This window comes from Myxococcales bacterium, from assembly GCA_012517325.1.
Lineage (GTDB): Bacteria > Lernaellota > Lernaellaia > Lernaellales > Lernaellaceae > JAAYVF01.
The window spans coordinates 1-21,516 of the sequence record JAAYVF010000110.1 but is presented as its reverse complement, the minus strand read 5'-3'; the positions used below and the strand labels follow the sequence as shown (position 1 = coordinate 21,516).

Annotated in this window: 15 protein-coding genes; 10 read left to right on the top strand and 5 right to left on the bottom strand. The window is 60.9% G+C overall.

The features are described 5' to 3' along the window. Positions 1-5 precede the first annotated feature (5 nt). From GX444_18805 to GX444_18795, 3 genes are read right to left on the bottom strand one after another with little or no spacing between them, the layout of a single operon-like run. Entirely contained in the window at positions 6-551 is a 546-nt protein-coding gene (locus GX444_18805; protein ID NLH50631.1) for a cation-binding protein, read from the bottom strand. Between the two features lie 56 nt (positions 552-607). Beyond that, positions 608-1,456, bottom strand: coding sequence for a 2-oxoacid ferredoxin oxidoreductase (locus GX444_18800; protein ID NLH50630.1), 849 nt, complete (start codon positions 1,454-1,456; stop codon positions 608-610). Continuing rightward, entirely contained in the window at positions 1,453-3,150 is a 1,698-nt protein-coding gene (locus GX444_18795) for a 2-oxoacid:acceptor oxidoreductase subunit alpha (GenBank protein ID NLH50629.1), read from the bottom strand. The genes GX444_18800 and GX444_18795 overlap by 4 nt, the downstream gene beginning before the upstream one ends. A gap of 212 nt (positions 3,151-3,362) precedes the next feature. Here GX444_18795 and GX444_18790 point away from each other — a divergent pair, with 212 nt between their 5' ends. The 9 genes from GX444_18790 to GX444_18750 all read left to right on the top strand — a co-directional run bounded on the left by GX444_18790 (position 3,363) and on the right by GX444_18750 (position 15,718). Further along, entirely contained in the window at positions 3,363-4,364 is a 1,002-nt protein-coding gene (locus GX444_18790; GenBank protein ID NLH50628.1) for a methyltransferase domain-containing protein, read from the top strand. Positions 4,365-4,466: 102 nt separating this feature from the next. Then, complete coding sequence (locus GX444_18785; GenBank protein ID NLH50627.1) at positions 4,467-5,117, top strand: response regulator transcription factor; 651 nt, start codon at positions 4,467-4,469, stop codon at positions 5,115-5,117. A gap of 266 nt (positions 5,118-5,383) precedes the next feature. Beyond that, positions 5,384-10,525 carry a hypothetical protein gene (locus GX444_18780; protein ID NLH50626.1) on the top strand — a complete coding sequence of 1,714 codons (5,142 nt, stop codon included), beginning with the start codon at positions 5,384-5,386 and terminating at the stop codon, positions 10,523-10,525. Positions 10,526-10,570: 45 nt separating this feature from the next. Then, a complete protein-coding gene (locus GX444_18775; GenBank protein ID NLH50625.1) occupies positions 10,571-11,800 on the top strand; it encodes a multicopper oxidase domain-containing protein in 1,230 nt (409 codons plus the stop codon). Beyond that, positions 11,797-13,062, top strand: a complete 1,266-nt coding sequence (locus tag GX444_18770) for a multicopper oxidase domain-containing protein (GenBank protein NLH50624.1) — start codon at positions 11,797-11,799, stop codon at positions 13,060-13,062. Before GX444_18775 ends, GX444_18770 begins: the two co-directional genes overlap by 4 nt. Before the next feature lie 16 nt (positions 13,063-13,078). After that, positions 13,079-14,146: a multicopper oxidase domain-containing protein gene (locus GX444_18765; GenBank protein NLH50623.1), complete on the top strand. Its 1,068-nt coding sequence runs from the start codon at positions 13,079-13,081 to the stop codon at positions 14,144-14,146. 16 nt (positions 14,147-14,162) lie between these two features. Continuing rightward, on the top strand, positions 14,163-14,675 hold the full coding sequence (locus tag GX444_18760) for a hypothetical protein (protein NLH50622.1): 513 nt from the start codon (positions 14,163-14,165) through the stop codon (positions 14,673-14,675). 294 nt (positions 14,676-14,969) lie between these two features. Then, a complete protein-coding gene (locus tag GX444_18755) occupies positions 14,970-15,281 on the top strand; it encodes a hypothetical protein (protein NLH50621.1) in 312 nt (103 codons plus the stop codon). A gap of 44 nt (positions 15,282-15,325) precedes the next feature. Further along, entirely contained in the window at positions 15,326-15,718 is a 393-nt protein-coding gene (locus GX444_18750; protein NLH50620.1) for a response regulator, read from the top strand. Positions 15,719-15,782: 64 nt separating this feature from the next. Here the strand turns inward: GX444_18750 and GX444_18745 are convergent, their stop codons facing one another. Continuing rightward, positions 15,783-19,118, bottom strand: a complete 3,336-nt coding sequence (locus GX444_18745; protein ID NLH50619.1) for a PAS domain S-box protein — start codon at positions 19,116-19,118, stop codon at positions 15,783-15,785. Between the two features lie 424 nt (positions 19,119-19,542). Between GX444_18745 and GX444_18740 the strand changes: the two genes are divergently transcribed. After that, positions 19,543-20,991 carry a formylglycine-generating enzyme family protein gene (locus GX444_18740; GenBank protein NLH50618.1) on the top strand — a complete coding sequence of 483 codons (1,449 nt, stop codon included), beginning with the start codon at positions 19,543-19,545 and terminating at the stop codon, positions 20,989-20,991. A gap of 372 nt (positions 20,992-21,363) precedes the next feature. Here GX444_18740 and GX444_18735 read toward each other — a convergent pair. Continuing rightward, positions 21,364-21,516: IS256 family transposase (locus GX444_18735; protein ID NLH50617.1), on the bottom strand; the 153-nt coding region annotated here is incomplete at its 5' end.

Below are 21,516 nucleotides of genomic sequence, written 5' to 3'. Positions count from 1 at the left end.
CGCGCTCAGCGGCCGGGCTTTTTTTCGAGTTCCTCGACGGCGTGGCGATAACGCTCGTGGATCAGGCCGGCGTCGAAATCGAGGCCTTCCCGCAGCATGGCATCCTTCTCCGCGGCGGTGAAATGCGCCATCACCGGCAGGAAAAAATGCCGATCCTCTTTTTCGATGTGCTGCGGGTAGAACTCGATCAACTCGGTCAGCGCGGCGACGATCGACGATAAGGCCGTGGCGTCGCCGGCGGCATACTGCGCCATGCCCGCGACGATCTCGGCCACCTTGCCGCGGCCGTAGATGTGATCCTCGATCAATTCCTCCATGAGCCGCCGTTCCTCGGGCGCGATGTCTTTCTTGTCCAACTCGCGAAAGAGAATGTTTTCTTCCTTCCCGTGATGGCAACGGTCGGCATAGGTGCGGATGAAATCGACGGCGTCCTGCAAAAACGGGACGTCCGCCTCGCCGGTCCGCCGGATTTTTTCCAGTTCCCGGGCGATTTGCCGGATCATGCGTTCGATCAGCCGATGCTCGATCATCAACGGGCCGATCGGCATCATTTTGCGCGGCTGTTCCATGACGATTCCTCCTTCTTGGATTGACGAATCCCCGCCGGTCAAACGAATTCCGCGAACAACACGGCGGCCCGTCGCGGATCGACGCCGCGTTCGCGCAGCGGCGACGCGGCCTCCGGATAGGGCGGCCGTTCGCAACGATAGATCACCCCGAGGGGAATTTTGTCGCCCAGGTTGTTTTCGCGCACCAGATCGAACGCCGCCCGGCGATCGGTCGGGTCGTACTCCGGCCCCAGAATCGATCCGTGCTCTTGATAATATTGATAGGTGAAGACCTTGTCGTAGGTGACGCACGGCTGCAAGGCGTTGAGTAGCGAGAAGCCGCGATGGCGGATCGCCTGTTTCAACAACTCGACCAAGTGCGCCGGATGCGCCGCCGAGCCCTGCGCGACGAACGAGCCCTCCTGCGAAATCGCCAGGGCCAACGGGTTGAGCGGCGACGACCGGACGCCGTCCGGCGCGCCCGCCGCCGGTGTTCCCCGCGGGGTCGTCGGCGAGGCCTGGCCCTTGGTCAGCCCGTAATAATGGTTGTCGTGGACGACGAGCGTGAGATCGACGTTGCGGCGCAAGGCGTGCAAAAAATGGTTGCCGCCTTCGCCGTAGGCGCCGCCGTCGCCGGCGTGCACCAATACCGTCAGGTCGGGCGCGGCCAGTTTGATGGCGGTGGCCGACGCCACTTCGCGGCCGTGCAGGCCGTTGAACGTGTTGACCCGCAGGTAGTGCGGCAGTTTCGGCGCCTGCCCGATGCCCGTGGCGATGATCACCCGGTGCGGCGGCAGTTCGAGTTCAACCAAAGCCTGTTTGACCGCCTCGAGAATCTTGAAATTGCCGCAACCCGGGCACCAGGCCGGTTCCTGTGTATTGTGAAATTGTTGGATGCAGACCGTCATGAGCGGATCTCCCGATCGATTCGTTCGGCCAATTCGTCGGCCGTGAACGGGCGGCCGTCGTGCTTGTTGAGGCGCCGCGGCAACGGCCGGCCGACGACCTGCTGCAGCAAGTCGGCCAGTTCGCCCGCCGCGTTGTTTTCGGCCACCACCGTCAGCGGCGCCCGGTCGATGAGCGCCGCCAACTCCGGGCCGGGCAGCGGCCACAGTTGGCGCAAATGCAAATGCGCGAAAGCATCGCCGCCGGCCGACCGCGAACGCGCTTCGGCCAGCGCCCCGTAACTCGAACCCCAGCCGATCACCAGCGGTTTGTTCCGCGCGTCGCCCGCGAGCGTAAACGGCAGCGACACTTCCGCGGCCACGGTGTCGATCTTGCGCAGACGCTTCGATCCCATGCGTTCGGCGGTCAGGCGCGGAATGTTGATGTGCCCGACCTCGTCATGCTCGTCCGACGAAACGATCACCAATTGTTCGGCCGCGCCCGGTGCCGCCAGCGGCGAAATCCCGTTAGGCGTGTCGGCGAAACGGCGATATTCCGGCCCGGCCGCCAATTCGTCCGGCGTCAGCAACCAGCGGCGGGTCGGCAAACCCTCCCAATCGAACGGCGCGCAAGTCATCTGCCCGTCCTGCAATTGCTGGTCGGTCAGAATGAATACCGGCGTCTGATATTTTTCGGCGATATCGAACGCACGGGCCGTCAATGCGAAACCGTCGGCGATATCGCGTGGGGCCAGGATGACACGCGCAAAGCGGCCGTGGCCCGCGTGCAAAGCCAGTTGCAGATCGCCCTGCGCGGTCCGGGTCGCCAGACCTGTGGACGGCCCGGGGCGCTGCGCGATGACGATCACCGCCGGAGCCTCGATCATGCCCAGCAGGGATACGCCCTCGGTCATCAGATCGAAACCGCCGCCGGAAGTCGTCGTCATGGCCCGCGCCCCGGCATAGGAAGCGCCGGCCACCATGTTGATCGCGGCGATTTCGTCCTCGGCTTGTTCGACGACGATGCCCAGCCGCGCCGCCCAATCCGCCAACCGCATCAAAATGGAAGTGGACGGCGACATGGGATAAGCCGCCAGCAGCGACACGCCGCCCGCGACCGCTCCCAAAGCGATGGCCTCGCCGCCGGATATCCACAATCGGCCGGCTATCCCGTCGCCGGGCGACAAGCGGTATCTTGCGCCGCCTGCCCAGTGCGCGCCCGCCTCGTACCCCAGTTCGATCGCCTGCCGGTTGACTTCCAACAGCCGCCCGGAAAACTGATCGCCGATCGCCGTATCCATGATGTCGCGCCGGAGGCCGAGCATGGCCCAGATCGCTCCCGCGGCCACCGTGCCGACCGATTTCGCCGTGCCCGCCTGCCGGGCCAGATCCAATAAATTCCACGGGACGCGTCCCGGATGCTCCCAAGGTTCGTCGGCCAAAACCGCCGCCTCGGGCGGCAAATCGCCGGCATTCTCGGTCAGCGCGCGTTCTGTATGCGCCACCAGGATATCGGCCTGGCGGCGAATGGCCGGGCGCGGTTCGACGGCAAGGCGGACCTGACAATAATTGAGGCCGCCGCGAATCCGGGATTCGGCATCGACATTGCCCAACGCCCAATAGCCGGCGCGGGTCGCGGCCTTGCCGAGCAAATCCGCGGTGGTTTGAATTCCCTGCCCCGCGGCGCCGGCGATGCGGATGGTGATTTCATTCAACATGCGACTGCTCCCGAACTTTCAACCGGTCGATCGGGCCGAGACTGATTTTTTACCCCTCCCACAATGGGTAATCACGATTTTGTTTTTGGCCAGTTGTCGCGAATCGTTCCTGATGGTCGCGACACGACAATTTGACGCTCGGCATTTCGGGGTTATGGTTCAGGAAGCGATTCGTCCGCCGGCAGAGCGCAAACGATCAAGGGAGAGAGGCCATGAGCGACCCCCATCGCGAGCCCTATTCCTCGCTGGAATTGTTTTCCGTCGCCCGCGCGTTCATGCGCAGCCGCATTCTGTTGACCGCGATGGAGCTGAGCATCTTCACCCTGATCGAAGAAGGCAAGCAGACATCCGCCGAGATCGCCGCCGCGTTGTCCGCCGACGAGCGCGGCGTCGACCGCTTGTTGAACGCGTTGTGCGCCATGGACCTCTTGGCGAAGAAGGAAAACCGCTTCACCAATCTCGAATCGGCCAGCCGGTTGCTGGTCGAGGGCAAACCGGAGTACCTGGGCGGTTTGCTGCATGCCGCGCACCTTTATCAAACCTGGGCGACGTTGACCGACGCCGTTCGACAAGGCGGCTCGGTCCTCGCGGCCGGTTCGCGGAGTTGGGACGAATCGGCCAAGACCGCGTTCATCGCGGCCATGCACGGACGCGGCTGGACCGTGGCGCAACAACTGGCCATGGCGCTGGACCTCTCCAACGTCGAGCGAGTCTTGGACGTCGGCGGCGGCTCCGGGCTCTTTTCGATGGCCATGGCGCGCGCGAATCCACGGTTGCTGGCGACGATCTTCGATCTGCCGGACATTGTCCCGCTGACCCGGCGCTACGTGGAACAAGAGGGATTGAGCGACCGGATCACGACCGTCGCGGGCAATTACCTGACCGACGAACTGCCGGCCGATTTCGACCTCGTGCTGCTATCGGCGATCCTTCACAGCAATTCGCCGGCCGAAAACGAATCGTTGATCCGCAAATGCGCCGCCGCGCTTGCTCCGACGGGCCGGGTCGTGATTCAGGATCACCTCATGGCGGAGAATCGCACCGAACCGCCCGAAGGAGCGTTTTTCGCGTTGAACATGCTGGTCAACACGACCGGCGGCGACACGTATACCGAGGAAGAAATCGCCGGCTGGTTGAAACAGGCCGGGCTGACCGCGATCGAGCGGCTCGCGGCGCCGGGCAGCCCGGGCATCCTGGTCGGGTGGAAGCGATGATCGGCGATCCGCCGGGCGCGGGCTTGCTTAAACCGCGGCCGGAAGTGTAGAGAGGTCGGGAAACGGGCGCCGCCGCTAAAAAAAGGCGCGGAGGAAACAGCAATGAGCGTTCGCATCGTGTTGGCTGACGATCACAAAATCGTGCGCGACGGTCTGCGCGCCATACTGGCGCAGGAAACCGGCTTCGAGATCGTTGCGGAAGCCGGTGACGGCCAGAACGCATTGGCGTTGGTCGAAAAGCATCGTCCCGACATCGTGGTGATGGACATTTCCATGCCCGGACTGAACGGCATCGAGGCGGCTCGTAAAATGGCCGGTCTGACCCCGCCGATCCGGGTGCTGGCGCTTTCCATGCACACCGACCGCCACTTCATTTCGGAAATGCTGCGCGCCGGGGCTTCCGGCTATCTATTAAAGGACTGCGCCGGCGAGGAACTGGGGTTGGCCATTCGGACGATCGTCGGCGGAAAAACCTACTTGTCACCTTCGGTCTCCCGGGTGATCGTCGATGAGTTCGTTAACCGCGGCGCGCCCGCGAATTCGGCCCGCGCCATCTTGACCACGCGTGAACTGGAAGTCCTGCAGCGGCTCGCGGAAGGCAAGAGCATCAAGGAAATCGCCTTCGAGCTCAATGTCAGCGTCAAGACCGTCGAAACCCACCGCGCCAAGATTTCCGAGAAGCTCGGCATTTCCAGCATCGCCGAATTGACCAAATACGCCTTGCGGGAAGGGATCACTTCCCTCGAGTTCTAGTCCGCCCGCTCACCACCGCTTTCCATCTCAAGATCAACCGCTAAAAGTCGAAGGTCAGGCTTTTCCCGAAATCTTTCAGGAGATTCCCGATATCCCAAATGACGCGCTCTCCTTATGTTTGCCGCACGTATCGATTTCATTGTGACCCATGCTCGAACGAAAAAGGAAAGCCGGCGGGGAATTTCGATGGCGGATTTTTCGAAACAGTCCGGAACCGTGCCTGTGGTCGCATCGGATAAACAGAAAAGCAAGCGAAGGAGTAAAAGATGAACGAAACCTTTTACCGGGTACCGCGGATTTTTATCCTCGCGACGATCGCTCTGGTGGCGGTCGCGGGGATATTGATTTCGTCTCCCGCCTGGGCGTTCACCGTCAATGTGGTGAACCCCAGCGGCTCGCCAGTCAGCGGATTTCGCTGGTTGGTAGAGGAGGATGCCGGTCTTCCCGTAACGCCGGGCGTTCCTTCGGCGACCAGCCAGACGGTCAATTTGAACCGTTCCTATGCGCCGGTGGTCAAGACGGGAACTTCCACCGGCAGTTCGGCCAATATCGCACTCCCCAGTGACCGCATTTATTTGGTTTCGATATTGCCCAACAGCGGTTACACGTTGGGCGCGCAGCAGGTCAAAATCGGCCAGGCCAGCGTTACCGTGGTGGTCAATCCCCATCCGGTCGAAACCGCGCAACTCGCGGTGCACGTTTTTGAAGACAACGATCCGGTCAACGGCGCGCCCGATATTCCTGCCGAGGCTTCCCTCGAAGGATTTCAGGTGTTCGTCTACGATTACGCCGGCATGGTCAGCCAGGACGTCTTCGGCAACCCGCTGGGAACCACCTACAACGCCGACGGCAGCGTCGCGCAAATGGGCGGCGGCATACTGCTGACCGACGCCAACGGCGATGTCATCGTGAAAAATCTGGCGCCGGGAAAATACGGCGCCCAAGCCATTCCGCCGCGCGGTGAAAACTGGATCCAAACCTCGACCATCGAGGGCACCAAGGGCATCGATTCCTGGCTCCGGTCCGGCGAGCCGCCCTATTTCGTGGAATTCGGCATCGCCAGTTGGCACGTGTTCATCGGCTTCCTGCATCCGATGACCCTCCCCACGGGCGGCGGTGGTCCGGTCGGTACGATCAGCGGGCGCGCGGTTTACATCCGCGATTCCCGTCCGCCGGCGACGCAAGTCAGCAGCGGCTTGCCGGTGCCGAACGCCTGGGTCGCCCTGAACAATCTCAGCGGCAATGACGAACAGGTTTACGCCCAACCCTGCGCCGCCGATGGTTCCTTCACCATCGGCAACGTGCCGCCGGGCACTTATCAGTTGGTCACCTTCGATACCTACCTGGACGTAATCATCGACTTTCGCACCGTGATCGTCCCGTCCACCGGCGGTTCGATCAATCTGGGCGACGTGGCGGTAAACGCCTGGTTCGGCACGCTGTCGGGTTCGGTTTTCAATGACTTGAACGAAAACGGCTTCCGCGACAACGGCGAGGCCGGCGTTCCCGACCAGGTCATCAACCTGCGTTTCCCCGACGCCACCGTCTATCAAAGCACCAAGACCAACCCCAACGGCGACTATGCGATCAAGGAAGTCTTTCCCTGGTTTGCCTGGACCATCCAGGAAGTCGATTTCACCCGATACGCCGCGACCGGCGCGACGGTCATCGTCGACGACGGCGGCTCGCTGGCTCCCGGCGCGGTGAACCATCCGCAGCCGCAACCCGAAAACGGCGGCCTGGGGTATCGCACCGAAACGGGCCCCTCGCTGCTGGAGGCGTTTTTGTTGTATGCCGGCCAGCAGAACATCGTGAACTGGGGCAAGAAAGCGTACAGCGGCACCGATAACGGCGGCATCACCGGCATCGTCGCCTATTCCACCACGCGCGCCGAGGACGACCCGCGGATGGGAACGATGGAAACCTGGGAGCCGGGCATTCCGCGCATCCAGGTGAACCTTTATGAAGATGCCGACGGCAACAAGGTGATCGACGATGTCAACGGCGACGCCGCGGTCACCCTGGCCGATATCGACAATTGGCCGTTCGACAATTTCCCAGGGGCCGAGGATGTCGATCACAACGGCAACAGCCAGTTCGATCCGGGCGACGCCTTGCAGATCGTCTGGACCGATAGTTGGGACGACAATCTCCCCACCGGCTGCGCCGGCGATCCGCAAACCGTTCATGGTCAGCCGATCGTCGATTGCGCCCAAACCTTGCGGACCTGGAACCAGGTGCGGCCCGGCGTGTTCGACGGCGGTTTCGCTTTCTGGTCTTATTTCCCCGGTGGCATGGAATCGGGCAGCGCGGAAACGTCGCCGCTCGCGCCGGGACGCTACATCGTCGAGGCGGTAACGCCCGCCGGCTACGAACTCGTCAAGGAAGAAGACAAGAACGTCGATTTCGGCGATCCCTATCAGCCGATCGTCGCTTCGCTGCCAGCCGAATGCGTCGGCGCCCCGCACCTCGTCCCGGAAACCTTGAGCCTGTTCCCCGACGAGCAGATCGTGCCGTACTACCACGGTCAGGTGCGCCCGTTGTGCGATAAAAAAGAGGTGTTCGTCACCCCGGGTAACAACGCGGCAGCCAACTTCTTCTTCTTCACCGAAGTGCCGGTTTCGGGACGGGCGTGGGGCATCATGCTCAACGACATCACGACCGACTTCAATCTCAACAGCCCGCAGTACGGCGACAAACTGGGTCCGGCGTGGATTCCGATTTCCTTCCGCGACTTCAGCGGCCATGAATTCGCCCGCGTTTACACCGATGAATGGGGTCGGTACAACACGCTGGTTCCTTCCACCTACAGCGCCAACATTCCCACCCCGACCGGCGTCTCGCCGGGCGTTTCCCAGATTTGCTTGAACAACCCGGGGCCGATCGAGGATCCCAGCGGTTCCGGCGATCTGATCATCGATCCGTGGTACGACCCGCGATACGGGCAGACCTGTCAGAACATGGAATACTTCCCGGGCAAAACGACGATCAGCGATACGCCGATTCTGCCGATCGCCGCGTTCACCGGTTCCGACAAGCGGCTGGACTGCGAATTCGGCGACGGCACGCCGGTCATCGCCAAGGTGGACAGTCAGAACGGCGGCCCGGCCCTGACCTTCTCGCTCGGCTTCTTCAGCCCGGCCTCCGCCCGCACGATCACCATCACCTCGCGCGGCTCGGTGCAGGTGCCCAATCCGAATTACGACCCGTCCGTACCGGGTTCGCCGACCACGATCACCCGCGATTACGGCTTCGGCCCCTCGGCGGGGCAGGTATTGCTCAACGGCAATCCGATCACGATCAATTCCTGGGCGGCCAACGGTAAGACGATTTCCGCCACGGTGCCGACGAGCGCCACCACCGGCGAACTGGAAGTGATTCGCAGCAACGGCCGGCGGACGACCGTCGGGATCACCCTCAACATCAACGAAAGCCCCATCGTGCGCGTTGCGGCCGGCCAGTCTATCCAGACGGCCATCGACAACGCGGCCAGTGGCTCGTTGATTTTGGTCGCGCCGGGCCATTACCCCGAACACCTAATCATGTACAAAAAGCTTCGGCTGCAAGGGTACGGCGCCTACTCGACCTTCCTGGACGCCCTGCCCTTGATGCCCGGCCAGGATACGGCGTGGGACGCCAAGGTGCAGTCGCTGATCGACAGTGGCAAGATCCAACTGATCGACGGTGAGCGGCCGACCTTCTTCCTCGAGCGCGGCTCGGGCATCCTGGTCGCCACGAAAAACGGTGAATTCAACCGCACCAAAAGCGCGCGCATCGACGGCTTCACGATCACCGCGGCGATCACGGGCGGCGGCATTTTCGTCAACGCCTATGCGCATTTCCTGGAAATCGGCAACAACGTGATCGTCAGCAACCAGGGCACGATCGGCGGCGGTATCCGTGTCGGTACGCCCTCGTTGATCAACGCCAATTCCAGCGGCTATCTCAGCTCGTTCAACGACAACCTGTTCATTCATAACAACGCCATCTCGATGAACGGCAGCGTCGACAACGGCGGCGGCATCGCCCTGAACAACGGCTCGGACAACTACCGGGTCAACGACAACTTCATTTGCGGCAACTACACGCTGCAGTACGGCGCCGGCATCGTGCATCACGGCCTTAGTTCCGGCGGCATCATCCAGCGCAATCGCATTCTCTTCAACGAATCGACCGACGAAGGCGCCGGCATCATGCTGACGGGCGAATTAATGCCCCCGGAATCGCCGTTCCTGACGCCAGGCGTCGGCACCACCACCATCAACAGCAACCTGATCCAGGGAAACATGGCCGGTGACGACGGCGCCGGCATCCGCGTCCTGATGGCCAACGGCCAGGACGTGGCCAACAACCGCAACAACCCATTGCGGTGGCACTCGCTGTTGATCGCCAACAACATGATCGTCAACAACGTCAGCGCGGACGTCGGCGGCGGCATCTCGCTGGACGACGCGGCGTTGATCGCCATCTACAACAACACCATCGCCGATAACGACAGCTCCGGCACCGGCGTGGACGCCTTCGGCAACTGCACCGTCGGCAACCCGATCGGGCAGACCTGCCCGCCCGGCGCCGGCGGCGTCAACAATTCCGTCCCGCGGGCGGCCGGCATCGGCGCGAACGCCCACAGCGCCGGTCTGCAAGCCGCGTTCGGCAACGCTTACCGGCAGACTTATTCCAAGCCGATCATGGCCAACAACATCATCTGGCATAACCGTTCGTTCTGGTGGGACGCCACGGCGAACGGCGGGACGGGCGCGCTGCAACCGGCGCCGGCCAGTCCGATCTACTGGGATCTGGCGGTCTACGGTCTGGGCTCCCCGGTCCGGCTCAACCCCACCTACGGTGTGTTGACCGACGTCACGGGCTACAGCCCCACCAACACCGCGAGCAATCCGAACCTGTCCAGCGCGTATTTCAACGTGCTCAAAGCGACGGCCGGCGGCCTGGGCAACCTGGTCTACGTCGTCTTCTCGCCGATCACCCAGACCGGCAACTACCACATCCTGAGCGGCTCCTCGGCTATCAGCCGCGGCACAGCCAATCCGCTGGCGACCCTGGCCGTCCTCCGCACCGATTACGACCGGCAGACCCGGCCTAACGGCTCGGTCGACGCCGGCGCCGATGAATACTACACCGGGACGACGCCGCCGATGGCCCTGGCCGCCATGCTGGACGGCACCGCCGCGGAATCGTTCAACGCTCTCTACAACCAGGACGACGAACTTCTTTACGCCGACGAGGACTCGCCCGATCTGATCGACGACGACGAAGAGCAGACCGACAGCCCGCTGTCGGATGACGAACTGCTGGCCGCCTTCGCGGACAACGTGTCCCCGGACGCGTCCGACTCCTCGGCCGCTGACACGGCCGGCGACGAAGACGGCGCCGGCGGCTGCGGCGCGTAAGGAGGTACGGTGATGAAACTCGAGACGAAGAAAAGGAGACACTCCATGAATTCCCTGCTGCGTTTTGGCTTCGCCGCCGTACTCGCTCTGCTTTTCGCACTGAGCGCGACGCCGGCCCGGGCCGCCATCGACCTGCAATGCCCGCTGGACGAGGACGGCCTCGACACCGACGGCGACGGCGATCCCGACAACGACAATGTCTGTTACTACCTGGGAGGCGGCGACGGCTTCATCAACATGGCCGACGGCGCCTTGATGTACATGTTCGGCTTCTCCGACCTCAGCGGCGTGGCGCCCGACATGATGATGGATGCGGGTATGTTGGCGGCCAGTTCGCCGGCGCCCACCATCGAGGTCCGCGAAGGCCAGCACCTGTACATCAACCTGGTTAACATCGGCATGATGATGCGGCCCGACCTGTTCGATCCGCACACCGTGCACTTCCACGGCTTCCCGCAGGCCGCCTCGGTATTCGACGGCCTGCCCGAAGCCTCACTGGCCGTCAACATGGGCTCCTCGATCACCTATTACTACAACCTCGAGGAGCCGGGCACCTACTTCTACCACTGCCACGTCGAGGCGACCGAACACATCCAGATGGGCATGATCGGCAACTTGTACGTGAAACCCATCCAGGACATGGGACCGGCCAAGGTCTTCGGCGGCCGCAGCTATACGCAGTTCGCCTACAACGACGGCGACGGTTCGACCGGCTACGACATCGAGCAGCCGATCCAACTCACCGGCTTCGACCCGGTCTTCCACGAGGCGGAAATCAACATCCAACCGATTCCGTTGGCGATGCTGGACGACAAGTATCCGTTGATGAACGGGCGCGGCTATCCCGACACGATCAATACCAGCCCGCTGCCCAACTCCTTCGACGGCCACCTGTCGCAGACGATGTCCTCGAAAATCGTCGCCACCAAAGGCCAGCGCATTCTCCTGCGCGTCAGCAACGTATCGGTTTCCGAGTATTACACTCTGGCGACGGTCAACCTGCCGATGCAGGTGATCGGCCGCGGCGCCAAATTGCTGCGCAGCAGCGGCGGCGCCAATCTGTACTACACCACCAACTCGATCACCATCGGCGGCGGCGAGGCGATCGATGTGATTCTCGATACCGCCAATGCCGTTCCCGGCACCTATTTTCTGTATTCCACCAACCTCAACTTCTTGAGTAACGATCAGGAGGATTACGGCGGTCTGATGACCGAGATCGTCATCAATGCGCCGGCGGCCGCGAAGCTTGTCGCCAAAGGAGGGCTGAAATGAAGACGATGATCCGCAATCGCTGGCTGCCGATTTTACTGTTCGCCTTCGTCGCCCTGACCGCCGGACAGTCGTCAGCCGCGGTGCAAGGCATTCAGGGCAGCATGTTCAACCTCAACGCGGAGCCCGGTTACATCACCACCGGCGACGGCGAAAGCCTGCTCTTCTGGGGTTACAACGACCTGGACGGCGCCATCGGCGTCCAATACCCGGGGCCGACCCTCCTGCTGATGGAGGGCGACACCGTCACCATCAATCTGACCAACGATCTGCCGGAAAACGTCTCGCTCGTTTTTCCCGGCCAGGATAACGTGACCGTCAGCGGCGGCGTTCCCGGCCTGTTGACCTCCGAAGCCACGCCGGGCGGCAGCGTTTCCTACACCTTTACCGCCACGCACGCCGGCACCTACACCTACTACAGCGGCACCCACGCCGACTTGCAAGTCGAAATGGGGCTGGTCGGCGCGATCGTCGTTTATCCGGGCAGCATGGACCGGGCTTATGATCATGCCGCCACGGCCTTCGATCGCGAATTCCTGTTCCTGCTGACCGAAATGGCTTCCGGCATTCACTACGATGTGGAATTCGACGGCCCGACGGGCGTCGATACCACCGGCTATTTCCCCGATTTGTGGTTCATCAACGGCCGGGCCGCGCCGGATACGATGTCCGATCCCTACGTGGGATGGCTGCCCGCCCAGCCGTACAACTGCATGCCGATGATGCATCCCGGCGAAACGCTGCTGTTGCGCTTCGTCGGCGCCGGTCGCAATGCCCACCCCTTCCACCACCATGCCAACAACGCGACCGCGATTGCGATCGACGGCCGCTTGCTGGAAAGCACGCCGGGCGCCGGTCCCGATCTGGGCGTCTCGGACTTCACCCAGACCATCTACCCGGGCGAAACGGAAGATGCGTTGTTCACCTGGTCGGGCGCGGGATTGGGCTGGGACATTTACGGCCATGACGCCGGCGATCCGCTGGAACCGGGCGAGGATCCGCAGGACCATGGGAAACCGTTCCCGGTGCTGTTGCCGGAACAGCAGGAAACGGCCTTCGGCGAGGATTGGAGCGGTTCGCCGTTCCTCGGCCAGTTCGGCCCGCTTCCCCCGGGACAAGGCATCGGGAATCTGAACGGCGGGTACTTCTTCATGTGGCACTCGCACGCCGAAAAGGAAATGGTCAACAACGACATCTTCCCCGGCGGCATGATGACCATGTTGATCATCGAACATCCCGACGTTCCGATCATGGAAATGCAGTAGGAAAAGGAGTCCAACCATGAACAACCTATTCGAACACCAATCGGTCCGGCGGGTTCTAGCGCTGACGCTGGTGCTGTTCTTCGCGGCGGTGACCACGAGCGAAGCCGCCACCTTCCGCGCCCAAAAACGCCGGTTCAAACGAATCACCCTCACCAACGCCGTGGCGACGGAGATCTACCTTCGCGCGCAGGCATTCAATAAAACCATGCCCGACGGCCGTGTCGTGCAAATGTGGGGTTTTGCCCAGGACTCGTCGTTCGGCGCGCTGGACGGCACCCTGAGCTCGCCCGGACCGTTGCTCACCGTCCCGGTCGGCAATCCCAACATCGTCATTCACCTCGACAACAACCTGCCGGAACCGATCTCGATCGTCATTCCGGGCATCCCCGAAGTGGGCGGCATGGCGCCGGTCCGCAACGGCGACGGTCGCATGCGCTCCTTTACGCACGAAACCCCCGCCGGCAACACCACCGCGTCGAATTACGTTTTCACCCTCAAGCCGGGAACCTATCTCTACCAAAGTGGCACGCACCAGCAGGTGCAGGTGCAGATGGGCCTGTACGGCGGGGTGATCATGAATTCCGCGGCGAACGTCGCCTACCAGGGCACTCAGGCCTACGACAGCCAGGTGACGGTATTCTTCAGTGAAGTCGATCCGGACCTGCACGATGCCGTGGCCGCCAACAATTACGGTCCCGGCAAGGCGGTGACCAGTACGATCGACTATCACCCACGGTACTTCCTGATCAACGGCGAACCGTTCCGCACCACCGGCGGTTTCGACGCCAACCTGGCGGCCGGCGCGACGAACTCCCGGATTCTCGTTCGTTTCTTCAACACCGGGTTGCGCACCCTCGCGCCGGTCACGCAGGGGTTATACATGACCGTCCTCGCGGAAGACGGCAACCTCTACCCGTTCCCGAAAGAGCAATACGGCTTGCTGCTCCCGGCAATGAAGACCATGGATGCCTTCATTCAACCGACCGCGGCCGGCAGCTATCCCATTTACGACCGGCGTCTGTCCTTGACCAACTCGACGACGCCGAATGGCGGTTACCTGCGTTACCTGGTGGTCAATCCGTAGAAGGGAGTCAGTTCGGATGAAAAAGCACGACCCGATTCGCCAGGAAATGGGAATGAACTACCGCTCGGGGGGCGATCGCTCGGATCGCTCCCCGATCCTTTACCTTTTCGGCCGGATCTTCGCGACCCTGACGGTGATCGCCGGGGTTCTGACCGTCGTCTGGCTGGCGTCCGGCTGTAGCGCCAAACCGGAAAACCCGCAGAGCCGATACGGGATCCAGATCCAATCCGTGCGGCTTTCGGCGGCGGGTTACATGGTGGATCTGCGCTACAAGATTCTGGACGCCAAGAAAGCGGCGAAACTGACTCAGCGCGGCACAAAAACCTATCTCGTGGATCAGGCGACCGGCCAGCGTTTCGCCACTCCGACGGCCGCCAAGGTGGGCTCGTTGCGCAATTCCAGCCTTTCCCCCAAGGAAGGCCGAACCTATTTCGCCTTTTTTGCCAATCCCGGGAAAGCACTGAAACCCGGAGTGCAAGTTCAGGTGGTAATGGGCGATTTTCACTCGGCCCCACTGGTCGTGGAATGAAATCCCGCGCTACCGGCGGCGTGATCTGGCGGGAGACGAACCAGGTCACGACTCAGGGAAATCGAGTATCAAAATCAGGAATCTCCCGATACAACGCCGGGGAATTCCGTCCTAACATGAAGTCGTTCTTCAGCGGATCGGACTCCACCAGGCTTGGGAAATGAGGCGGAAAACAATGCAACCTATCGGAATGGTTGACTTTCTTGGAATTATTGAACACCACCCCGAAGCGGCCGGGGTATCCATGGCTCGCAATCATTGATTTTTTCAATTGATAAGTCGGGAGGGAAAATGATGCCTGAACGAAATGAGTGGAATGATCAAGAACAGACCAATCGAGTCGTTCTGGAAGTATGCGCCGAACTGGACCGTGATTGTGCCCAGGCGGTCGTCAAGCAGATCAAACGATCCCTCCGCTATGCCGCCAAACCGATCGTTTTGGATTTGCGCAAAGCCAAGGGGCTGTCGGTCATGGGATTGGCGGTATTATTCGATCAGGCCAATTCCGCCGGCATCCTTCGCAACATGGAATTTCGTCTGGCGGACCCGGTATTGCAGCGCTTTTTCATCAACCTCCAGGCAATACAAACGGAATTCATGACGTGAAAACCGATCCGGACAGACATTTATCGTCGAAGAGGGACCTCATCGTGAGCGAACCAACCATTGCGAATTCCAGCCGGACCATTCTCGTCATCGATGACGATCCTTACGCGCGGGACATCACCGGGCGTTTGTTGGAGGTCTTGGGTTACGATGTTCAAATGGCGCCCGACGGCGAAACAGGCGTGCGGCTTTTTTGCGAACATTCATCCGCAATCCACGCCGTCATTCTGGATTGCCAGCTCCCGGGAAAGAACGGCGACGAAGTGCTTCATGAACTGCGCCGGATCGATCGGGATATCCCGATCATTCTCTGCACCAGTTGTCGCCCCCACGATCCCGACTGCGATTGCCCCGAAAAGGAAGTCACCGACTTTCTGGAAAAACCCCTTTCCTACGATCACCTCGCCGAAGTGATCGGAAAGGTCATTCGCCACTGATTCCGTCTCTCCTCATCGCATCCACTCCTTCAGCCTCTCCTCCCCACTCCGGAGAGGCTCTTTTTTATTGGCGCTGGTGGTGATTTTTTCGGTTTTTCGCCATGCAGGAACGGATGGCGTCGGCCAGGTCTTCGCCCGGGCCGCTTTTATCCAAAAACAGCACGGCGCCCGCCTCGCGCATCCGGATTTCCATATCCTGCTTGGTATGGACCGACAGGCCGATCACTTTGATCTGGGGCAGCCGCGAAGTGATGACGCGCGTGGCTTCGATGCCGTCCATCACCGGCATGTTGATATCCATGACCACGACGTCCGGCAACAATTCGTGCGCCAGATTGACCGCCATCTGGCCGTTGGCGGCCTCGCCGATAATTTCCATATCCGGTTGGCTGCTCAGCAGCGACGATAAGCCCTGACGCACGATGACATGATCGTCCGCCAGCAAGACGCGAATCCGCGGCCGGCCGTCGAAAACGGTGGCCTGCTCCCGAACGGCTTTTCTCCTTTCGGCCGGAAATACCGGATGTGGGCTCCGCTCTTCCCGGCCGGGAGGAATGATCAGGGAAACGCGCGTGCCCTGTCCGACCGCGCTGTCGATTTCCAACCGTCCCCCCATCAATTCAATCCGTTCGCGGATGCTGAACAGCCCGAATCCCGAACTGCCGGGAATCAGGCGTTCGACCGGGTTGAATCCACCGCCTTCGTCGGCGACGAGCAGTCGGATAGCGCCGTCATCGAGGCGCCGCAGTGTCACCCGCGCGCGGTTCACGCCGGCATGCTTGGTGACATTGAACAGCAATTCGCGAACCCCGCGGAAGAGCAGGACCCGGGTTTCCTGGGTCGGCGGATCCGCCGCCAGGTCGACATCCAGATCGACGATCAGGGAGTGTTTTTCCTCCATCCAGCGGCGCAACCATTCCAGGGCGGGCGGCAACCCGGCATCGTATAGAATCTGCGGGCTGATTTCGGCGGTCAGCGAGCGCGAGGCGTCGATCGATTGTCCGAGCAGCTCTTGTACTTCGCTGACGGTTTTCCGCACGCCGTCGGCCGGGAGGGTCGGCAGCACGGCGCTCAAGCGCAATTTCGCCGCGACCAGCAACTGTTGCAAATGGTCATGGAGCATCTGGGTCAGCCGCCGGCGCTCCGCTTCCTCGGCGCGGATCAGGTCGGCCGTCAACCGGCGGAGCTGTTCGGCGCGGACTTCCAACGAACGATTCAGGGTCCGCAAATCCTGCTCGGCTTTTTTCCGCTCGGTGATATCGCGCGCCGCGGCGAACACTCCCGGCGCCTCGTTCTCGTCCATCCGGTGAACGATCGCGTTATAAAGCACATCGGTCGTCCGGCCCGACGTATGGCGGATCGTCAACGGGTAATCGCGAACGATGCCGTGCGTCAGCACCTGCCGATAGCCGTCGACCGCTTTCTGGGGTTCGGTGAAATAGGAAGAAAAATCGCTGCCGATCAAATGGTCGCGCGAAAACCCGGTGACTACTTCGGTGGCGCGGTTGACGTCGGTGATCTTTCCTTCGGGGCTGATCGTGACCAGTGCGTCGAGATTGGCCTCGATCAAACCGCGCGCATAGGCCGAGGCATCGCGCAGCTTCGCCTCCAACAATTGCCGCTCGGAAATATCCTGAAACACCCCGAACAATGCCCGCCGGCCCTGGTAGATAATCGGGATTCCCCGGCTTTCCACCCGGGTCAATTTGCCATCCAAACCCTTGATGTCGAACTCGCGGCTGGGAATCGCCTGCCCTTCTTCGAACGTGTCGAGGCGTTCTGCAGCCGTCGCTTGTTGGTCCGGCTCCAGGAATTCCAACGGGGACCGGCCGACCAAATCCTCCGCCGAACCGGCGCCGAAAATCCGGACGCCGGCGGGATTGATGTAAACGAACCGGCGATCCAGCAAGACGGTGATGCCGTCGGGTATGGCCTCGATCAGGCTGCGGTAGCGTTCCTCGCTTTCCCGCAAGGCCAGTTCGGCCTGCTTGCTCTCGGTGACGTCCAGCAGCGTAAACAGCAATCCCGTCACCTCGCCGTCGGCGTCCTTGACCGGTTTGAGCGTCCAGTTCCAATAGGTGACGCCCCATTCGGGATGATCCGGAAACTCGAACGGCTTGGCGAAGTAGGTGACGGGCTCGCCGGTTTTGACGGCCTGGCGGAAGATCGCCTCGTTTTCCGCATGCGGATACAGGATAAAATGATTTTTCCCGGTGAAATATTCGATCGGATAACCGCAGGAATCCGCGTATTTTTTATTGACGCGAATAAAATTGAAATCCCGGTCGAGGTAAACGACGCTCAGATGAATGCTGGAGAACATGGTTTCCAACAGTTCATTCGTTTGGGTCAGTTCGGCCGTGCGCTCGCGAACGCGTTCCTCCAATTCCTGATGCGCCCGTTGCAAGGCTCGATAATGCGCCTTGTTGGTTCGCTGCCAAAGCACGCCCACCAACATGGCGGCGATCACCAACAACAGCAAAATCAGCGAGACAATCAGGGCGGATTCCTGATACCACTGCGCCAGGGCTTCATCGGTGTCGATCTTGGCCACCATGCGCCAGTTCGAATTCGGCACCGCCTCCAGGACCGCCATCACCCGTCGGCCGCGATAGTCGACTCCTTGAAAGAAGCCTTCCCGCCCCAACACCGCGGCCACCGCCGGCACATCCGTCCGGGTCAGGGGAATTCGCAGGGTCAGCGCCGCGTTTATCCCGAAACGCGGATTGTTCAAAAACAGCGCGTCGTCGCCGTCTCGCCGCACGAGGAGGGTTTCCGCGGTCTTGCTGGGTGTGGGCCAAAATTCCACTTGTGGATAGAGCGCTTGCCGGGCGTCGGTCTGCAGGATGATCGCTCCGATCGGTTCGCTCCCGGCGCCAGTCTGCCGGAAAAACGGCGTAATGAAATCCAGATGCGGCGGCAGCTCTCCGGGGCCGGCATGCAGATCGGTCAGTAGAGGACTCCGCTCGCGATAGGCGTCTTGCAAGGCTGCCATCGCTTGGGCATGCAACGACCCGGTTCGGCCGTTGAGGCTCAGGCGCACCTTCCCCTCGGCATCCACCAATAGTATGTCGAAATAATGCTGATGCTTTTGCAAAGACCTGAATTGGGTCAGGATCTGTGTGCCGATTTCGTCCTTTTGCCGGGGGAAATATGCCTCGACCGCTTTGACCAGAAAGGGGTTTTCGACCAACAAAGCGGCATCGTTAAAAAGGCCGGCCCGCAATTCGGAGATTCGATCGACCTTCAACTGTGCGATGGTCTGAAGCTCGGAACGGACCCGATCCCTGATCAGCCCTTCCTGGATTTTATAGATCCAGGCGCCGGCCGCGACAATGCTGACGGACACCGCGACGAACGCCAGAATCAACCGTCGCGAGAAAGAACTTTTTTCAATCATTCGGTTTTACCACCGGCTACCCGTGGGACGGGAAACGACTTTTTTATCAAACCTTTTCCGCCAATTCTTTATCGCTTTCCGGTCTTTTGTCATTCAAGGTCGTCATCCTTGTTCTCGTTGTCAAATCGCGCCGTACGGATAAGCAGGCCGGTCGGTTCCCGGGAAATTAAACCCCTCGCTTTATTTTTCTGGACACCACCGATTTTTGTTTAAAGAATCGATATCGTCGGATCGCAGGAAGGGCGAATAATTTTTCAAGGATACATAAAGATACTAAACCTTTTTGAAATTTCACCGAATAATTCTTCTGTGACCAAAACGAAAATGCGGGATGATCAGATGAAACACGGTCGATATCGGATGTGGGCATCGTGTTGATGTCTCCAACCAACGAAATTCTCCACCATTCAGAAGGATATCGAAAATGAAGATGAAACATATCAGTTGGCTTTTCCTTTTGTGTTTTCTCCTCGCCTTGCTGTCGGCCTGCTCCAATGGCGGCGGTGACGACGACGATTCCGGCGGCACGGCCGACGACGACAACGACACCGGCGACGATGACGACAACGACGATAACGACGACAACGACGACAACGACACCGGCGATGACGACACCGGCGACGACGATACCGGCGACGATGACGACGACGATGACGATGATGACGACAACGATGACAATGACGACAACGACGACAACGACGATAACGATGATAATGACGACAATGACGACAACGACGACAATGACGATAACGACACCACGCCGTTTTGCGACGGCTGCCTGATCCTCACCGTTTGCTACGACGACGGCGAAACCAACCCGGATAACATCTGTGAAATCTGCGACACCGACTTCTCCACGACCGATTGGTCGGCCAACGACGGTGAATCCTGCGACGACGGCACCTTCTGCAACGGCGAGGACACCTGCCTGGATCGGTCCTGCTCCGATCACCCGGGCGACCCGTGCACGGATGACGGCCTTTACTGCAACGGCACCGAATCCTGCGACGAGGACGCGAACGAGTGCGTGTCCTCCGGCAATCCCTGCGACCTGGACAGCAGCCTTTGCGTCGAGGCCTCAGAAACCTGCAACACCGACGCCTTCGTCACGCTGGCCGGCGACACCTTCAACATGGGCAGCCCGACCGGCGAAACCGGCCGCCAGACCGATGAAAAATTGCACGAAGTGGTTCTGACCAATACATTCCAGATGTGGACCTACGAGGTGACGCAGGGCGATTTCAACACCTTGATGGGCTACAATCCGAGCAACTTCTCCTCTTGCGGCACCTTGTGCCCCGTCGAGATGGTCAACTGGAACGAGGCGCAGGCGTATGCCAACGCCCTCAGCGCCCAGCAGGGTTTGGAGCAGTGCTTCGACTGCACTGGAACCGCGCCGGATTACACTTGTGCGCTGAAAGCGGCTTATGCCACCCCCTACGACTGCCCGGGCTATCGCCTGCCGACCGAGGCCGAGTGGGAATACGCGGCCCGCGCCGGTACTTCGACCGCTTTCTACAACGGCGACATCACCGCGGTGGATTGCACCGCCGACCCGAACCTGGTGTTGATCGGCTATTACTGCTACAACGCGGGCGCCACCACGCACCACATCGGCCTGAAAGCCGCCAACGACTGGGATCTCTTCGACATGGCGGGCAACGTGTGGGAATGGGTATACGACCGCTACGGCACCTACCCCGACTCGGCGACCGATCCCACCGGACCGGCCACCGGCAACCTCCGCGTCAATCGCGGCGGCAGCTACTTCTATTACGCGAACTGGTGCCGTTCGGCTTCGCGTAACTATTACGCGCCGACCTTCCGCAGCAAGGCGGTCGGCTTCCGCTTGGCCAGGACGGTTACGCCCTAGCCGGCAAAACGGTTAGCCTCGATCTGCCACCGAAGGCCGCCACCCGGCGGCCTTCGGTTTTTTTCGCCTGGATTTTTCATTCGAATTTTTCGGTTATTAGCGCTTTATGCCTGTTTTTAACAGTATTCGTCCCTTGCTGAAAATAGTTAAGATTTTTCAAATGGAAAACCGGCTACCGGGCGGAAATAGATGGTGTCCAGGCGTGCTTGAATATCGAATGCTTCCGAGACATTGACTGCGAACGGGGGGCATGGCTTGACCGGACTGGGTATCAGGTAGTGTCAACAATCTTTCGCACTTTGGGTTAGGATCCTCTTTCGGTTGAGGGTTCCCAGCCGGTCGCCTTCCCCCGAGGGGGAAGGCGAAGCCCGGTCAGGCCACGCCCTCCCGTTCGCGGTCCGCGTCGCGGAGCCGTTCGATATTCAGGTACATTTTCGTTCCCCAGTTTTTCCCGGCGATATAGCGCAGACGCGCCGCCGCCAGCATCAGTGCCGATTGGCCGTCCGGAAACGCTCCCACGACCCG

Coding starts and splice junctions, on each gene's coding strand:
- GX444_18755 (NLH50621.1), top strand. CDS start 14,970: ATGCCTGAACGAAATGAGTGGAATGATCAAGAACAGACCAATCGAGTC.
- GX444_18805 (NLH50631.1), bottom strand. CDS start 551: ATGATGCCGATCGGCCCGTTGATGATCGAGCATCGGCTGATCGAACGC.
- GX444_18785 (NLH50627.1), top strand. CDS start 4,467: ATGAGCGTTCGCATCGTGTTGGCTGACGATCACAAAATCGTGCGCGAC.
- GX444_18760 (NLH50622.1), top strand. CDS start 14,163: ATGAAAAAGCACGACCCGATTCGCCAGGAAATGGGAATGAACTACCGC.
- GX444_18790 (NLH50628.1), top strand. CDS start 3,363: ATGAGCGACCCCCATCGCGAGCCCTATTCCTCGCTGGAATTGTTTTCC.
- GX444_18770 (NLH50624.1), top strand. CDS start 11,797: ATGAAGACGATGATCCGCAATCGCTGGCTGCCGATTTTACTGTTCGCC.
- GX444_18775 (NLH50625.1), top strand. CDS start 10,571: ATGAATTCCCTGCTGCGTTTTGGCTTCGCCGCCGTACTCGCTCTGCTT.
- GX444_18800 (NLH50630.1), bottom strand. CDS start 1,456: ATGACGGTCTGCATCCAACAATTTCACAATACACAGGAACCGGCCTGG.
- GX444_18745 (NLH50619.1), bottom strand. CDS start 19,118: ATGATTGAAAAAAGTTCTTTCTCGCGACGGTTGATTCTGGCGTTCGTC.
- GX444_18780 (NLH50626.1), top strand. CDS start 5,384: ATGAACGAAACCTTTTACCGGGTACCGCGGATTTTTATCCTCGCGACG.
- GX444_18765 (NLH50623.1), top strand. CDS start 13,079: ATGAACAACCTATTCGAACACCAATCGGTCCGGCGGGTTCTAGCGCTG.
- GX444_18740 (NLH50618.1), top strand. CDS start 19,543: ATGAAGATGAAACATATCAGTTGGCTTTTCCTTTTGTGTTTTCTCCTC.
- GX444_18795 (NLH50629.1), bottom strand. CDS start 3,150: ATGTTGAATGAAATCACCATCCGCATCGCCGGCGCCGCGGGGCAGGGA.